The organism is Flavobacterium sp. JP2137 (assembly GCF_050562195.1).
Lineage (GTDB): Bacteria > Bacteroidota > Bacteroidia > Flavobacteriales > Flavobacteriaceae > Flavobacterium.
Genome location: NZ_CP191647.1, coordinates 1939554 through 1956376 on the forward strand (window position 1 = coordinate 1939554; position 16823 = coordinate 1956376).

General features: G+C 35.3%; 16 protein-coding genes. 10 read left to right on the forward strand and 6 right to left on the reverse strand.

Features of this window, described 5'->3' with window-relative positions; all coding sequences use genetic code 11:
* Positions 1-2: 2 nt before the first annotated feature.
* The 3 genes from ACQZ43_RS08500 to ACQZ43_RS08510 are packed head-to-tail and all read right to left on the reverse strand — an operon-like array spanning position 3 to position 3153.
* A complete protein-coding gene (locus ACQZ43_RS08500) occupies positions 3-2507 on the reverse strand; it encodes a TraG family conjugative transposon ATPase (RefSeq protein WP_430611654.1) in 2505 nt (834 codons plus the stop codon).
* Positions 2504-2836, reverse strand: a complete 333-nt coding sequence (locus tag ACQZ43_RS08505) for a DUF4133 domain-containing protein (RefSeq protein WP_430611656.1) — start codon at positions 2834-2836, stop codon at positions 2504-2506. Before ACQZ43_RS08505 ends, ACQZ43_RS08500 begins: the two co-directional genes overlap by 4 nt.
* A gap of 11 nt (positions 2837-2847) precedes the next feature.
* Positions 2848-3153: a DUF4134 domain-containing protein gene (locus ACQZ43_RS08510; RefSeq protein WP_430611658.1), complete on the reverse strand. Its 306-nt coding sequence runs from the start codon at positions 3151-3153 to the stop codon at positions 2848-2850.
* A 187-nt stretch (positions 3154-3340) separates the two neighbouring features.
* On the opposite strand from ACQZ43_RS08510, the gene ACQZ43_RS08515 reads away from it, so the two are divergent.
* The 4 genes from ACQZ43_RS08515 to ACQZ43_RS08530 are packed head-to-tail and all read left to right on the forward strand — an operon-like array spanning position 3341 to position 8063.
* Entirely contained in the window at positions 3341-4393 is a 1053-nt protein-coding gene (locus ACQZ43_RS08515; RefSeq protein ID WP_430611660.1) for a ComEC/Rec2 family competence protein, read from the forward strand.
* Between the two features lie 5 nt (positions 4394-4398).
* Complete coding sequence (locus tag ACQZ43_RS08520) at positions 4399-5493, forward strand: trypsin-like serine protease (protein ID WP_430611662.1); 1095 nt, start codon at positions 4399-4401, stop codon at positions 5491-5493.
* Positions 5486-5941 (forward strand): hypothetical protein, encoded by a 456-nt coding sequence (locus tag ACQZ43_RS08525; protein ID WP_291115941.1) that lies wholly within the window; start codon positions 5486-5488, stop codon positions 5939-5941. Before ACQZ43_RS08520 ends, ACQZ43_RS08525 begins: the two co-directional genes overlap by 8 nt.
* A gap of 10 nt (positions 5942-5951) precedes the next feature.
* On the forward strand, positions 5952-8063 hold the full coding sequence (locus ACQZ43_RS08530; protein ID WP_430611664.1) for an AAA family ATPase: 2112 nt from the start codon (positions 5952-5954) through the stop codon (positions 8061-8063).
* Between the two features lie 28 nt (positions 8064-8091).
* On the opposite strand, the gene ACQZ43_RS08535 is transcribed toward ACQZ43_RS08530, so the two are convergent.
* The 3 genes from ACQZ43_RS08535 to ACQZ43_RS08545 are packed head-to-tail and all read right to left on the reverse strand — an operon-like array spanning position 8092 to position 9941.
* A complete protein-coding gene (locus tag ACQZ43_RS08535; RefSeq protein ID WP_430615638.1) occupies positions 8092-8721 on the reverse strand; it encodes a conjugal transfer protein TraD in 630 nt (209 codons plus the stop codon).
* Between the two features lie 10 nt (positions 8722-8731).
* Complete coding sequence (locus tag ACQZ43_RS08540) at positions 8732-9169, reverse strand: DUF3408 domain-containing protein (protein ID WP_430611666.1); 438 nt, start codon at positions 9167-9169, stop codon at positions 8732-8734.
* A gap of 4 nt (positions 9170-9173) precedes the next feature.
* Positions 9174-9941, reverse strand: coding sequence for a ParA family protein (locus ACQZ43_RS08545; RefSeq protein WP_430611668.1), 768 nt, complete (start codon positions 9939-9941; stop codon positions 9174-9176).
* A gap of 734 nt (positions 9942-10675) precedes the next feature.
* Between ACQZ43_RS08545 and mobA the strand changes: the two genes are divergently transcribed.
* The 6 genes from mobA (at position 10676) to ACQZ43_RS08575 (ending at position 16788) form a co-directional block, all read left to right on the forward strand.
* Complete coding sequence (mobA, locus tag ACQZ43_RS08550) at positions 10676-11119, forward strand: conjugal transfer protein MobA (RefSeq protein ID WP_430611670.1); 444 nt, start codon at positions 10676-10678, stop codon at positions 11117-11119.
* Positions 11116-12405, forward strand: coding sequence for a conjugal transfer protein MobB (gene mobB / locus ACQZ43_RS08555; protein WP_430611672.1), 1290 nt, complete (start codon positions 11116-11118; stop codon positions 12403-12405). Before mobA ends, mobB begins: the two co-directional genes overlap by 4 nt.
* Positions 12406-12476: 71 nt before the next feature.
* A complete protein-coding gene (locus tag ACQZ43_RS08560) occupies positions 12477-13346 on the forward strand; it encodes a helix-turn-helix domain-containing protein (protein WP_430611674.1) in 870 nt (289 codons plus the stop codon).
* Between the two features lie 72 nt (positions 13347-13418).
* Positions 13419-13976, forward strand: a complete 558-nt coding sequence (locus ACQZ43_RS08565; RefSeq protein WP_430611676.1) for a cysteine hydrolase family protein — start codon at positions 13419-13421, stop codon at positions 13974-13976.
* 156 nt (positions 13977-14132) lie between these two features.
* On the forward strand, positions 14133-16130 hold the full coding sequence (gene mobC, locus ACQZ43_RS08570) for a conjugal transfer protein MobC (protein ID WP_430611678.1): 1998 nt from the start codon (positions 14133-14135) through the stop codon (positions 16128-16130).
* Between the two features lie 250 nt (positions 16131-16380).
* The gene (locus tag ACQZ43_RS08575; protein ID WP_298005042.1) at positions 16381-16788 is read left to right on the forward strand and encodes a transcriptional repressor; all 408 of its coding nucleotides are present in this window, start codon (positions 16381-16383) and stop codon (positions 16786-16788) included.
* The last annotated feature ends 35 nt before the right edge of the window (positions 16789-16823 follow it).

Genomic DNA, 16823 nt, shown 5'->3' on the forward strand with positions numbered 1-16823 from the left:
TGTTACTGATTTGATTTATCACGTCGCTCGATAGCGATATGCTTAATGGCGAGTTCTACATTACCGTCGAGTTCGGAAGCAAGCTGCATCACTTCCATTTTCTCTGTTTCTTCCGTGGTGTAGGCTAAATATTCTTCGAGCGAAACTTCGGTGGCATAAACTGCCGAGTGTGTTCCACCTAAACCTATCCAAACTTCTTTGTAAAGCCGTGAGGGATCGTTGTTCATATTAATGGAAAGTACCTGTGCTTTCTCTTTGTCGGTTAGCCCCAACATTGCCTGTATATCATCAAACTTGTTCATATACTTGCGTTGGTCAAGCAGGATTTTACAATCGGAATTATTGATGATACTCTCTTTTACAATCGGCGATTGGATAATATCATCGACCTCTTGTGTTACCACAATCGCCTCTCCGAAGAACTTCCTTACGGTTTTAAACAAATATTTTATGTATTCTGCCATTCCTTCTTTGGCAATTGCCTTCCAGGCTTCTTCAATCAGGATGAGTTTTCGGATACCTTTAAGTCTTCTCATCTTGTTGATGAACACTTCCATAATGATGATGGTCACGATAGGAAACAGGATTTTATGATCCTTGATGGCATCGATTTCAAACACAATGAAGCGTTTGGAAATAAGATCCAATTGCTTGTCGGAATTGAGCAGATAATCATACTCGCCACCTTTATAATAAGGTTCCAGCACATTGAGGAAATTGGCGATGTCAAAGTCTTTTTCACGAACTTGTTTTTCTTCCAATATCTTGCGGTAATCCCCTTTCACATAGTCGTAAAAACCATTGAATGACGGATAAAAATTTTCCTGTTTGATGCGTTCGATATATCCCGATACGGCATTGGAAAGCGCGACTTCTTCTGAACGAGTTGGTGGTTCATCATCACGTTTCCAAAGGGTCAATATCAAAGTTTTGATACTTTCCCTTTTCTCGATGTCGAACACGCCGTCATCGGTATAGAATGGATTAAAGGCAATAGGATTATCTTCCGTGTAAGTGAAATACACGCCGTCTTCTCCTTTGGTTTTTCCTTTAATGAGTTCACATAATCCTTGATAAGAATTACCCGTATCAACAAGCAACACGTGTGCACCTTGCTCATAATATTGACGTACCATGTGGTTGGTGAAGAACGATTTTCCCGAACCCGAAGGACCCAAAATAAATTTGTTCCGATTGGTGATAATCCCACGTTTCATCGGTAAATCCGAAATATCCAAATGGATGGGTTTTCCAGTCAAACGATCCGCCATCTTGATCCCAAATGGTGAGGGTGAATTATGATAATTGGTTTCTTCGGTAAACAAACATAAAGCAGGCTCTATAAAGGTGTAAAAGCTTTCTTCACTTGGAAAATCAGCTGCATTTCCTGGCATACCTGCCCAATATAAAGTAGCGACATCGGTCGTGTTATGACGGGGTTTACATTCCATCAATGCCAACGCACTACCGCAATCGTTTTTCAATTGTTTGAGTTCTGCTGGATCTTCCGACCACGCCATAATGTTGAAGTGTGCCCGAATAGAAGAAAGACCAAACGAATGTGCTTCGTTCAGGTATTTTTCGATCCACTCTTTATTGATTTGGTTGGCACGACTGTACCGAGCCAAAGAGTGCATGTTTCGTGCGGACTTCTCAAACTTTTGGAGATTAGCTTCGCTGTTATCTAAAAACAAATATTGATTGTAAATGTGATTACAGCTTAACAGTAATCCTACGGGTGCAGCAAACGATAAACGGCAATCGCTTCGGTCGGTCGATAGTTTTTCAAAACGGGTATCAGCCGAAACCGTTGTAGGCAAGTCATCCGTATCGGACAAGGTATGCAGGCTTAATCTTTTGTTTCCAATACGAACTTCTTCAGCTCCGAGTGCGATATCTTGCATCGGTGTTCCAGTTTCTCTGGAAAGCGTAAGGTATTGTTCTAGCAATCCCTGTTTTTCATCCGTGCCGATAATGTCTTCTTCGGTCAGGCGTTTTAGGCTTACAAAACCGCTATCGTTCACAATGCGTTCAAACTGTGTTACCGATTCCATAAACCTGTGGATGGCTTCTTTATCCCTTATTTCTTTTGGGATTAGCGCACCTTTACAAAGCGAACTAAAGTTGCTTTGCATCCGCATCCGCTCTTTGGTGGTTTTGGTCAAAAACAGATAGCAGTAATGGTTCAGAAATGGTCGCTCGTTGAAATGTCTTTGATAGGATTTAGCCAAAAAACTTTGATCTTCCTTTGCCAAATCTGGTGCATAATTTTCCTTGATGTACCAATCTTGTTTGTGGATGACCGTAAAATCTGGTAAAGTTTTTATAGCCTTGTGCCAAGCGGAATGAATGGCTTCATATTCGGCAGAAGCTACGGTGAACAATTCTGGTAAACGCACTTCAAAACAGGCGGTAATGTCTGCATCTTTGGAAAGAATGCAATTGTTTTCTACAGCCAGTAAAGGAAATTTGTTTTCCAATGTGGTGGTCTTTGATACATTTCTCATACAGCATTCGATTTAGGAGTGAATTTTAAATAGCGGTGTACGGGCTTGCGACAGATGATGTAACGGGGATGTCTTTTTCTTGCGCCCACTTTCATTAGTCCGTGTTCGCCGTATTTCCTGTTCAGTGAAAAGGTCTGCCATACAATGAGCGAAGCACCGCCTGCTCCGAGAAGTAGGCAGATGTAAGAGTTTGCGCCAGCCATATACAGTATCATCACGAAGATGAGCGTACCAAGCAGTCCACCAGCGAAAATGAACAAGTATTGTGCTTTCAATCCTTTAAACTCCACTGTCCTGCCAATACCTTTGTTAATATTGTAACTATTCATATCACAAAGGATTACAGGAAGAATGAACGTAGAATCGTAGCTGCTACAATTAGGAAGATACACGCACCGAACCAACTCGCTGCCGTTTTACTTGTATCTGGGTCGCCCGAACTGAATTTGTTGTACACTTTTACACCTCCGATTAGTCCAACAACGGCACCGATGGCATAAATTAATTGGGTTGCGGGGTCGAAGTAAGAAGTTACCATTTGAGTAGCTTCATTGATACCCGCTGTACCGTTTCCTTGTGCGAATGCACTGATTCCTGAGAGCATTAAGGTAGCTGCCAGCAAAACTTTTTTTCTTTGTTTTTCCATAATTGAAACACATTAATTTGTTATTGTCTTCCCGCTTCTTGCGGGCTTCGTGACAAAGGTGTTTCAGAAATAAAGGCGTTATAACAAAGTGGCAGTCAAAGGAATTGTTTGGCGGAGAGTGGCGGTTATATCAAGAATTATTTTATATTAGTAGTTTTATTCTCTGAATTAACACAAAGCTTCAAAATTGACTAGTAATCTTATAAAAAGAACCAAAACAGAATTTATTGTTTTGCCTGCCTTTCATGGTGATTGTATTCTCATTAAAACTTATGATATTGACCATAATGAGTTTACTATACTTATTGATGGAGGAACTGCTCAAACCTTTAGATATTCTTTAAAGGAAGAACTTAAAAATATTTCTCGCATCAATCTTCTTATTCTCACACATATTGACTCTGATCATATTGCTGGATTAATTAGTCTTTTTAAAAGCAGTTTAATTGATAATATTAATATTGATGAAATTTGGATGAATAATCCTGATTTAGTTGAAGTAAATAATGGGGAGTTGATTAGTGTAAAACAGGGAGATAATTTTAAGAATTTGATCCTTGAGAAAAAGTCAGAAACTAAACTTTCTCAAATTTCTATATCGGATAGGCTGATTAATCGCTCAGAAATTGAATTTACTATTCTGTCACCAACAACTGTTATTGTAAATGAACTTTATGAACGTTGGGAGTCATTAAGATTGCCACAAAAAAATAAGTCAAATATTTCTTCTGTTAAAAGTGCTTATACTCAATCATTAGAAGAGTTAAATAAAACACCTTTTTCTCCAGACAAAAGCATTAATGAAGATATATTTAATTCTTCATCTATTTCCTTTTTATTGAAATGTCCAGATATTTCTTTATTACTGCTTGCTGATTCTCGTCCAGAAACTATAGTTCAGAGTTTAAGAGATATCGGAGCCAATGAAAAAGAACCTCTTATTGTTGATTATGTAAAAGTTTCGCATCACGGGAGTTTAAATAATACTTCCCAAGAGCTCTTGGGCTTGATAAAGAGTAATAATTACTTAATATCTACAAATGGAGGAACGGCTGATCATAAGCATCCATCAAGAGAAACCATTTCTCGCATAGTATACAACTCTAATAGAAATGATGAGGTATTAAACATCTTTTTTAATTACACTCTCAATAGTTTGAGAGAACGAATAGGTGATTTTATTAACGAAATAGACCTAGAGCATGGAAATTGGAATGCAACAAGTCAAAATAGATTTTAGGACTTATGACACATAATCAAACTGAAAAATATTGTGTTCGAGTTAAAAGTAATGGACATACTGGTAGCGGAGTTCTGTTGTCAGGTAATGAAACTTTTTATGTTTTAACGGCTGCACACTGTTTGGGAGATAGTATGCCCAATATTGAAGATATTAAAATAGAAAAGCAAAACGACTATACTTCAGATTTTAAAGGAATAACAACTGTAGAAATTAAAGAGTTTAATCAGGAACTTGATTTTGCTTTAATAGAAATTGACTTTGATGATGAAGATAAACTCCTTTACCAATATAAATTAGGAAGGGGTGTTCTATCAGAGAATGAAATAAAATTTTGTGGTTATCAAGGAGTAAATATTAATCAATATAGACCTTTTAATGGAACAGTTTTGTCTGTTAGTGACGATTTAGGCCGATTTAAAATTACGTTACAAAATGAAACATTTGATCAAGCAGGAGAAGATGGACAATATGTAGCAAAAGGATTATCAGGAAGTGGAGTGTTTATTTACAGACATAATTCTCCTTTTTTAATCGGGATATTAAACTCTGTAATCTCTGAAAAAGCATGGAATGATGATATTGACTGTTGCTCAATAAAACATATTGAAAAATATATTTCGGAATATGTTGATTTATCAGATTTTGATAATTTAAAAAAATGGAATGAAAATATAGAAAAAGAACGTACTGAACGAGAGATTGAAGCATTTAAGAATGAGAATAGTGATTTTTTTGAAAAACTCTATAGAAAAAATCAAGTATTGTATCCTGAAATCTCAAAAGCAAATACTATTACAGCAAAGCAAATTAGAAAATTTCTTGCGATGAAAGATAACGTTAGAACTATTGAAAATGATTATCCGATACTATTCTCAAATTTTAAAAATATCGTAAAACGATTTGTTGACCAAGTTGAAGACGACTATTCAAGAAGTGTTAGCCAAAATAGCGAAGCAATTAATCTAAAAATGGAACTACAAAACCAATTGAAAAGTGAATTTGAGATCTTACCAAATTTCACAAATTTAGACTTATCTGAATATCAAGTCATTGAATGGTTGGGGATATGTACTTTAAATTTTACTACTAATGATTGATATTAAATTAGATCAGAAACCAATCTCGGTATCAATAAGATATAATGGTTACTATAAAGTAGTTCTATTATTGGCTATAATTAAACATTGTGGGTATGCCAAAAAAGCCAGCTTAGAACTAATTCATATTGTTTTTTGGAGCTTACGTAATGATAATAATTATCAAGTTCTACTTGATTTATCAAATCAAGTAAGAAAAAATTTAATACCGTGGACTTTTGAACATGGTATAGATGAAGTTTTAGCTTTAGGCCTCATTAATGGATATATTGAACGAGTTATCGTCACTCAAACACTCGAAATAAAAATAACAGATAAAGGCAACAATATTATTAATTCAATAAACCAGTTCGAGCTTTTTCAAGATGAGTTGCAAAAAATAAAAGATCTTGGAATAATACCCAAATCAAGATTAACTTCTGCAAACAAGAATTGGAAACTATTATAGAAAGATACATATGTTCAAGATAAATAAATTAAAAGCAGAAATTCTATCTGATAAAAGTGAAGACATTACAGATTTATATGGTTTTGAATTTCAATTTGAAAAAGGTTTGAATATTATCGCAGGACCAAATTCAAGAGGAAAAACAACGATTAATACTTGTATCTATTATGCCTTAGGTATGGAGGAACTACTCGGTGCTCATAATGAAAAAGCATTAGATAAAGCATTAAAAGAAGAGTTTACAATTAAACCAAGTGAAGAGGAAGAAGGGATAAATTATAAGGTGCAATCGTCCAAAATTTTGTTAGAGATTGAAAATGATAATAACGAAATCGTTTTCTTGGAAAGATATATCACAACAAATACTGAAGACATAAAAACGTCTAATATCACTGTTTATAATTCATCACTTGAAGACAGGGATAATGACAATATCCAAATTCAGCAAAATATTCTCTTTGTAAATGGAAGAGGTAATAATGAAGATCCAAATAGTTTTTATAATTGGTTAAGTGGCTTTATGAATTTAGAACTTCCTTTGGTGAGTAATAGTTCTCGTACAGATAATTATAGCCCTCTCTATCTTCAAACAATATTCTCTGCTTTATTCATTGAACAAACAAAAGGTTGGTCTGACTTTTTTGCTACAATGCCTTTTTTCGGTATTACTAAGGCAAAAGAAAAAATAGTTGAATTTTTATTAGGACTAAATGAAATTCGACTTTCAACAGAAAAAGATGTCCTTAATAAGGAAAAAAATCTAATAACCGATGACTGGAAAAGGAAAATAAAGGCTTTTTCTTATTTAGAAAAGCAAACAAGTTCGACAATTGTAAATGTTCCAGAAGAATTGACCACAGACAAATCGGAGATTGAAAAAATAAATGTTGTTTTCTCTACCTCTGAAAATGAGAAAGTTACTTTCAATCATTTTATGACGGAAAAAACAGAAATGGTCAAAGAATTAGAAAATAGACCCATTTCTACTATAAAAGAAAACCGTGAACAAACCGTTTTAGAATTCAATAAACAAAAGCAAGAGTATTTTGAACTGAAAGAGTATATTGAAAAATTTGAAGGTAAACTACGTATTGATAAACAACAGGATTTCAACTTAAAAAATCAATTAAGTATTGTAGATGTTGAGATTAAAGATCATATAAATCTACAAAAAGTTTTTAGTGAAAATATTATTAATGAGCATGGAGCAAATCAATGTCCAACCTGTACGCAACCAGTATCAACAAACCTGATTAATACAAGAAATATAAGTATACCACAACTTACACTTGATGAGAATACTAACTTTTTGCGAAGTCAAAAAAAGATAATACAAACCTCGATTAATAGTTTAATTGAAACAATTAGTGAAAAGGAAGTACTTCTTACCTATTTTAAGAACAACTTACGCCAAAAAGAAATATTAATTAAATCAATTTCAAAAGATTTGATTTCCGATGATAGAGCCTTCTCTGAATCAGAAATTGTAAGAAAGCTCCAGCTTGAAAGAGAGATTGAAAAATTAGATGATCTTAAAAACTCTATTTCAGCTTTAAAAGCAGAATTAGTAGAACTGGCTAATAAGTACCATAATAACGATATTAAGATGGGTACTTTAGGGAAGTCTGAACAAGAGGATGAGAATAAGCTGGTTAGTTTTGAAACAAAATATAAGTATTTCCTTTTCGGATTTGGGTATGACAGTAATGAAAAATATCAGATATCTATTAATAGGAAAGAGCCGTTCAAATACTTCCCTGTCTATAAAAATCACAGAAATGATAACATCCCTCAATCCATAAGAATAAACTCTTCTGCTTCTGATTTTGTACGTAATGTTTGGGCTTATTCTTTAGCTTTATTACAGAATGGAATTAACCATCCTGGTATTATTATGTTTGATGAACCAGGGCAACACAGAACTAATTTAAATAGTTTAAAAGCTTTATTTAAAACTTGTTCAGAAATCGGAGAAAGACAGACAATAATTTTCACTTCGATTGATAAGCAGTTGAATGATGATGAAATGATTGATTTGGATCTGCTTATAGAAGACTTAGAAAGTGATAAATATAAACTTATTCGGTTAGATAATCTTCATAAAGTAATTAGAAAACTATAAGACTATTAAAAAAAGGATATTGGGGAGTTTATACAAACTCCCCAATATCAAAATCATTCAAATCATTGTTCCGCAAAGTGGAAGAACTAGTTTCTGTTTCAGTTGAAAGTGAGCTATCCAATAGCTTGGCAATTTTACCGGACGTGCCCGCTATAGAATTTTCCAGCAGACTAAATAATTCGGTTCCCTGTATTTTCTGAACAATTGCTATCGCTGTTTCCTTTTGAGATGACTCCAGTTTTTCTTGCTGGAGCAACATCCCCACGGAGCTTAGTTCTTCAAAGGTAACCCCTTGGGCAAAACCATTATCGCCACCGGATATTCCGTACCTATTCCATTCTTCCTCCTCTTCCCCAAAATCAGGCATATTACTGAAAACTTCGTCCAGCTCTTCCTGCGGAATTTGAATACCTACGTTTTCGTCGTATTCAATGTCTAAATTATCAGGATTTATTTCCGGTTCTTCAACTTGGCTTTCGCTGGCATTGTTTGGCACCGAAAGGCTTCTCTTAGGTCTAGGTTGCCCCATAATATCGGGCAGGTTTGGATTGACTTTTTCTTGCATAGGCTTTTTCTCCGATCTTTTTTTAATAACAATTTTGTCCTGCAACAGCAGGGCAATTACAATTAGCAGGCATATCACAATTACTGTTTCCATAATCAAATACTTAAAAAATGGGTTTAAACTTCTCATTAAAATCATCTGTAATTGCTTTTTCAAACAGTTCAAAATGATGTTCCAGAATATTGTCAAGATAAGCATATAGCGGTATTTGATCCTTTCCTATAACCTGTATAATCCGAGATAATCGTTCATGATATTCTTGTCGGATATAAATACTTTTATCACCACGCTTCATCATTGAATGAGTTTTCAAAAAATGGTCACCATAACTTCCGTCAAGACTTTTCTTTGCTCGGTTCTTTTCCTTTTGTACAGGTTTGTTCTGTAGCATTTCTTTCTGTTTTACATCTTCTTTTTCTGGTTCTTCGATTGGTTCAGGCGGAAGCTGTATTCCTTCCTTTTTTACACCATCAACCATCAAATTCATCATTAGCTCCTCATTAATGTCCGGAGTGGCTTTCCTTTTATTACCTTTTTCCATAAGACTATAATTGAATGATTTTTAAAAGTTCGTTCATAAATAAGTTTAAGTTGCAAGCCTTCATCAAGCGTTCATCGGGAGGCATTACGGTAGAACGAAAAACGGTTTTGCTGTCCACTTCACTTTCTTTACGAAAACGGGTGCTGTTCTTGATTTGGCTTTGCATCAAGCTTAGCCCTAATTGTTCAATGAGTTGATTATATACGCCATATAAAGGCGTACTTTCTCTGCCATCCACTTGGTTCCAAAAGAGGTTAATAGTTTCTATGGAAGTTTCTCCTTTTTTCATAATCACATCCTGTAAAAGCTGTGTGAAAATGAGTGTACTTTCCATGACTAAACGGTCTGCTGTGATGGGCGTAAAAATGTGGTTCATTCCTGCCAATGCTTTTAGGATACCTGGCGTATTCACTGTTCCTGGTAGGTCAAAGAATACCACATCAACCGGAACGGAAGAAGTATTTACAAATTCTTGAGCCGCTTCCAATACGCTATCCGCTTTATGCTGTATAATCGGATATGCTTTTTTGTTGATTGTGGTAAATTGTTTGTACGCCAGCTTTTTCAAAGCTTCATTTTCCATTACCATTGCTAAATCCCTTGTCTTCATTTTCATAAGGCTGTGCTGTGGAAAATCCGCATCAAATACGGCTACGTTGTAACCTAACCGATAGTGCATTGTACTTGCAACAAGCGTTGTAAATGTACTTTTGCCAACACCGCCTTTTTGAGACGAAAAGGCGATAAATAGAGGTTTCTTTTTTGTGTTCATATTTTAAAAATTTAAAGTTTACATATTCCTGACTACCGTCTTGGAGACCATCAAGCAGGCTATGCTGATTGCGGTCTATATTTCTTTCAGGATAGCCATCAGATTCGCCTGCCTGAATTTCTGCCTGCCAGTTTTTTTGCAATACATCAGTACTGCATTCATTCCTGTATTTTATCAGGCAGGATTACGGTCTTTCTTGTGTTCCGTCAATCAAGAAAGCAAGATGTTTTGATAGCAAGCTGTCACGCTTTCCAATATTCTTGCACTCCTGCAATCAGGAAAGCCGGGTTATCTGCAATCTTGAATGTGTTCAATCCGTTCATCCGCCAACACGGGTTGCGTGTCTTCCTGCCGACATTCAAAGACAAAGAACTAATCATTTTTATTCAATTGTATGGGCTTGGCAGTCTTTGGCATTCAAAGGCAGAGTTTGTCTGGGTATTGAATTGCAATACTCTTACAAACAGATCTTTACTTTGTAAAATGATTTTTATTAACAGATTTATGCAAAAGCATCTTAACAAAAGGAACATAAAACAGAACGGCATTAAGCCGTTTTTCCCTGCTACATTTAATCCGTCCCGAAGGGCGGGTTTTTGTGTTCACCAGAACACGGCAAGTTGTGTTTTGAGCATCTCGAAACGATTTCCGATGCTCAAAACAACTTGCCCTGCCGGGGGCGAAAAAAACCGCTCCGAAGTCGAGGCTTTGTGTGAATTTAAAATGGATTAGTGATGAACGAGAACAACAAAAAGCAATTGAAAAAGACAGGTCGCCGACCGAAAATTGATCCGGCGAACATTCGGTATTCAATTTCCTTTAATGAGGAAGAACACACCCGATTTCTTACCCTATTTGACCAATCAGGGATGTTGGTAAAAGCACATTTTATAACATCTTGTATCTTTGAAAAGACAGTTAAGACCATTCAAATTGACAAAGGAACGGTTGATTTTTATATGCGTTTGACCTCTTTTCATAGCCAGTTCCGTTCAGTTGGGGTGAATTATAATCAAATAGTGAAGCTATTATACAAGAATTTTTCAGAAAAAAAAGCATCTTCATATCTCTACAAATTGGAAAAACAGACGGTTGAAATGGTGGTATTATGTCAAAAAATCATACAGATTACGGAAGAATTTGAAGCAAAATATCTGAAACAACAACCTGAGAAATGATAGCAAAAATTGGGAGAAGCGGAAATCTATACGGGGCATTGGCATACAATCAGCTCAAAGTAGAAAATGAACATGGAGAAATTTTGTTCGCCAATAATATGATTGAAACTGCTAACGGACATTATTCCGTAGCACAATTAGCCCAATCTTTTGAACCTTATCTCATCGCAAATCGAAATACCGAAAAGCATACCTTACATATTTCGCTCAATCCCGACCCAAAAGATAAGGTAAACGATGACAAATTTAGAGAAATGGCAGAAGAATATATGCGTGAAATGGGTTACGGCGAACAGCCTTTTGTGGTTTTCAAACATACCGATATTGACCGTACGCATATTCATATTGTATCGGTTTGTGTGGATGAAGAGGGGAAAAAGATTTCGGATAAGTTTGAGAAAAGACGGTCTATGAATGTGTGCCGTGAACTAGAAAGAAAGCACGGACTGATACCAGCTACGGAGAAAGAGCATAAACAGAATGATAAAATATTCCAGCCAGTAAATTATCAAGTAGGAGATGTAAAAAGTCAGATAGCTTCGGTTGTCCGTCACTTACAGAATAATTATAAATTTCAAACGTTGGGAGAATATAATGCCTTGCTTACCTTGTTTAATATTACCACGGAAAAAGTGGAGGGAGAATTACAGGGGAAACAGAAACAAGGCTTGTTGTACATTCCCTTAAATGAAAAAGGAGAAAGAGTCGGACATCCGTTTAAGGCTTCTTTGTTCGGGAAAAGTGCAGGACTTCCAGCCTTGGAATTACATTATGAAAAAAGTAAAACTGCTTTAAAAGACCACCCAACTAAACAGACTTTAAAATCAGCCATTAATATCGCTTTAAAATCAGCTTCGGATGAATTGGGTTTTAAAAAGCAATTAGCTGAACAAGGAATTAATGTAATAGTTCGTAGAAATGATACCGCACGTATTTATGGCATCACGTTTATTGATCATAATTCCAAAACAGTTTGGAATGGTTCCCGTTTGGGTAAAGAATTTTCAGCCAATATCTTTAATGATTATTGGAATAATAACATCAAACCCGAATTTAAGGAACCCCATCAACCTGAACAAAAAGTTGCATCGCTAAACGACATAGAGGATTTACCTGCGGAAAAACCTCATCATTTGTTCGACTTTTTAAATACAGATAAACACGAAGATGGACTGATTGAATCATTGGGAGGTTTACTACCTGAAGCACAGGGTGAAGATTACGAGGAACAAGATTTTGCCAATAAAATGAAGAAGAAAAGGAAACGCACAAGAGGTCAGCAATAAATACTATTAAAGTCGAACAGAAAATACTTAGATATATATATGTGTATCTTTGTTTTAAAAAATTTCAAACATTGAAAGTACTAAAATTTAATAAAACTGAATGTGGTGTAGATTTCCTACTCAATGTACTAAATACCGATGAGGTCATACAGAATTATTTGAGTAGGGATACATACAACACTGATTTTTTTGAAATAATTTTTTTTAAGAAAGGCAATGGACACCTTATATTAAATCATCAAAAAATTGAAATTAATGACAATAGTATCGTATTCATTTCGTCTTTTCAGAAACGACAATTATTCCTTAATCCCAATAATTTAGAGTTTACCTCTTTAGTTTTTCAGGAGGAATTTTTGAATGATTTTTTCTCCGACAAATTATTTACTTATCGTTTGTTGTATTTCTATCAGTTAGAATTTCCTTTGAATATGCAGGTTGGGAAAGAAAGCATCGACCGATATTGTGTATTGTTGTCAGAAATCAAATTAGAGTTGCTAAAGACCAAAGCAGATAGCGTACATATCATTCGTTCGCTTATCTATTATCTTTTGCGAAAACTTAACAGAGAATATGCCGAGAAGCATAATTTACCTTTACAAAAAAACGATCACAATTATGCTTTCTTGTTCAAAAAGCTAATTGAAATATACATTAAGGAAAAGCAACGTGTCAATGAATACGCGGAGCTTTTGGGTAGCAGTCGCATTTCATTAAACAAAGCTGTAAAGGAACAATTTAATGTTACCGCTACCGATCTTTTGAAACAACGATTACTTATAGAAATCAAGGATTACCTTGTTCACACTGAATTAACCGTTGCAGAAATTGCTTATCAACTTCATTTTTCCGAGCCCAACCATTTGATGCGATTTTTCAAAACCCAGACAGAAATGACCACAGGAGAATTTTTAGCAGATTATCAAAATGGTATCTCTTAATGTTCTTTTGGTAGCATCTTTTTTTGAGCCTCAGAGTAATTTTGTATTATAACTTAAAAATGTATAAATCTTATGAGCAAACAAGCATTAATCGTTATTGATATTCAAAATGATTATTTTGAAAATGGAGCTTTACCGTTAGTCAATCCAGAAGAAGCAAGTATTAAGGCAAGTAAAGTTCTCGAATACTTTAGAGCAAAGAACTTACCGATTGCACACATTCAACACGTAAACCCAAATGGTGCACCATTTATGGCTTTGGGGACAAATGGTGTTGAAATCCACGAAAATGTGAAACCACTTAATGGAGAAAAAATATTTCAAAAGAGCTATCCAAACAGTTTCAGAGGAACAGGTCTTTTAGATTATTTAAAGGAAAATGAAGTAACCGAAGTGGTAATCACAGGAATGATGACCCATATGTGTGTTGATGCTACCACAAGAGCCGCATTTGATTTTGAATACAAATGTACGGTAATCGGCGATGCCTGTGCTTCAAGGGATTTGGAGATTAACGGGAAAACAATAAAAGCTGATGATGTTCATCACGCCTTTCTATCCGCTTTAGAATTTTTCTATGCTGAAATAAAAAGTACAGAAGAATTTCTGTCTGCAAACAAAGTTCTTTAAAGATAACTTAAGCCTCACATTAAAATTGCGAGGCTTTTTTATTTAGTATTTCTTCAAACACTGCCAAACGCTTCCTTTCACCGCCATCGACTACCACTTTTCCAAAGCCAGTCTTTACAGTCTTTAAATTCACGCCCGAACATTAAAATTAAAATAATGCAGGGAGAAGATGATTTACGAGGACTTGCCAAGATTATGGCTTTTATGCGGGCAGTCAGTATTCTTTTGGTACTGATGCACCTTTATTGGTTTTGTTATGGTTTCTTTATGGAACGTGGCTGGACATTAGAAATGATCAATAAAATATTAGGAAATTTCCAACGAACAGCAGGACTATTTTCACATACCCTTTACACTAAAGTATTTGCCACAGTATTGCTGGCTTTAAGCTGTCTGGGTACGAAAGGCGTGAAGAATGAGAAGATAACCTGGTCGAAAATTTATGCGGCTTTAGGAGTTGGATTTGCACTGTTCTTCCTGAACACGCCACTGTTAAAGTTGTCGCCGATCATAGGCACATTCTTTTATATACTGACTATCGGCTTAGGTTATATTGCCTTGATGATGGCTGGTGTTTGGATAAGTAGACTACTGAAAAATAATCTTATGGATGATGTTTTCAATATGGAGAATGAAAGCTTTATGCAGGAAACCAAATTGATGGAAAATGAATATTCCGTAAACCTGCCGACTAAATTTTGGTATAATAAAAAGGAACACAATGGCTGGATCAATATTGTAAACCCCTTTAGAGCAACGATTGTTTTGGGAACTCCAGGTTCCGGAAAATCTTATGCCGTCATAAACAACTATATCAAGCAGCATATAGAAAAAGGATTCAGTATGTACATTTACGATTTTAAGTTCGACGACCTATCGACTATTGCTTATAATCATTTATTGAAATATCAGGACAAGTACGACGTTAAACCGAAGTTCTACGTCATCAATTTTGACGACCCACGTAAGAGCCATCGTTGCAATCCGCTAAATCCCGATTTCATGACTGACATTTCTGATGCTTACGAAGCAGCCTATACCATAATGCTGAATCTAAATAGAAGCTGGATTCAGAAGCAAGGCGATTTCTTTGTAGAATCTCCAATTATTCTGTTAGCTGCCATTATATGGTATCTGAAAATCTATGAAAATGGCAAGTATTGTACATTTCCACACGCTATAGAATTGCTGAACAAAAAGTATTCGGATCTATTTACCATCATGACTTCTTATCCCGATTTAGAAAACTATTTATCACCCTTTATGGATGCCTGGCAAGGTGGTGCACAAGATCAGTTGCAGGGACAAATTGCTTCGGCTAAAATTCCTTTATCACGAATGATTTCCCCACAATTGTATTGGGTAATGACAGGAGATGATTTTTCATTGGACATCAATAACCCAAAAGAACCTAAAATTCTTTGTGTAGGTAATAACCCCGACCGCCAAAATATCTACTCCGCAGCTTTGGGATTATACAATTCCAGAATTGTAAAGCTCATCAATAAGAAAGGGCAATTAAAGAGTTCCGTTATTATTGATGAGTTACCTACAATATATTTCAGTGGATTAGACAATTTGATTGCTACAGCACGTAGTAATAAAGTAGCAGTTTGTTTGGGCTTTCAGGATTATTCGCAGTTAATCAGAGATTATGGCGATAAAGAAAGCAAGGTAATACAGAATACCGTTGGTAATATATTTAGTGGTCAGGTTGTTGGCGAAACAGCAAAAAGTCTATCGGAACGTTTTGGCAAAGTATTACAGAAACGTCAGAGTATATCAATCAACAGAAATGATACGTCAACTTCTATTTCCACCCAATTGGACAGCTTGATTCCAGCTTCTAAAATTTCTACACTCACACAAGGTCTTTTTGTAGGTGCTGTTTCCGATAACTTCGATGAACGTATCGAACAAAAAATATTCCACGCTGAAATAGTGGTTGATAACGACAAAGTAGCAGATGAAACCAGAGCTTATCAAAAGATACCAGAGATTTTATCCTTTGTTGATGAACATGGCGAAGATAATATGAAACAAGAAATTGAAAACAATTATAAACGGATTAAACAAGATATTATCCAAATTATTGAAATGGAATTGGAACGCATTAAAAATGATCCTGATTTACAACATTTGGTGCAGGAATAAAAAACAATATTCAACATAATATTTATGCTTTAATTTAAATCGTAAATTTGGCTATTCTGCTTAATATGAATAGGTAATAAATATGACGATAGCGATATGGGTTTTGAAGTGGGGCTCGCACTGAATTATTAGTAAACAGTGTATATAATAAGAATTATATTGTAGATTAAATAGCAAAACCGTTAGTTTGAACACCCATTTTAACATAGCCTCTCGATTTTGGAGTAAATGGTAATAGAAATTGATCATTATGAAAAATGAAGAAAATATTTTACAACAAAGAAATATTAAACCCACAGCAATGCGTTTGTTGGTAGTAGAAAAATTGTTGAAACAGCAATATGCCATCAGTCATAAGGAATTAGCAGAACAGTTTGAAAATGCAGATAATGTTACGTTATTCAGAACGCTGAAAACTTTTTTAGAGCACAAACTTATCCATACTATTGACGACGGAACAGGAGTTGCGAAATATGCACTTTGCCAATCTGGGTGCAGTTGCAAACCTTCAGAACAGCATACGCATTTTCATTGCTCCCAGTGCCAGCGAACTTTTTGTCTTACCGATACCGAAATTCCAAACATCAATATTCCACTAAATTTTAAATTAGAAGGCATCAATTTGGTACTCAAAGGACGGTGTGACAGATGCAACTAAAATACTATGAAACTTTGCAATCCGATTGCAAAGTT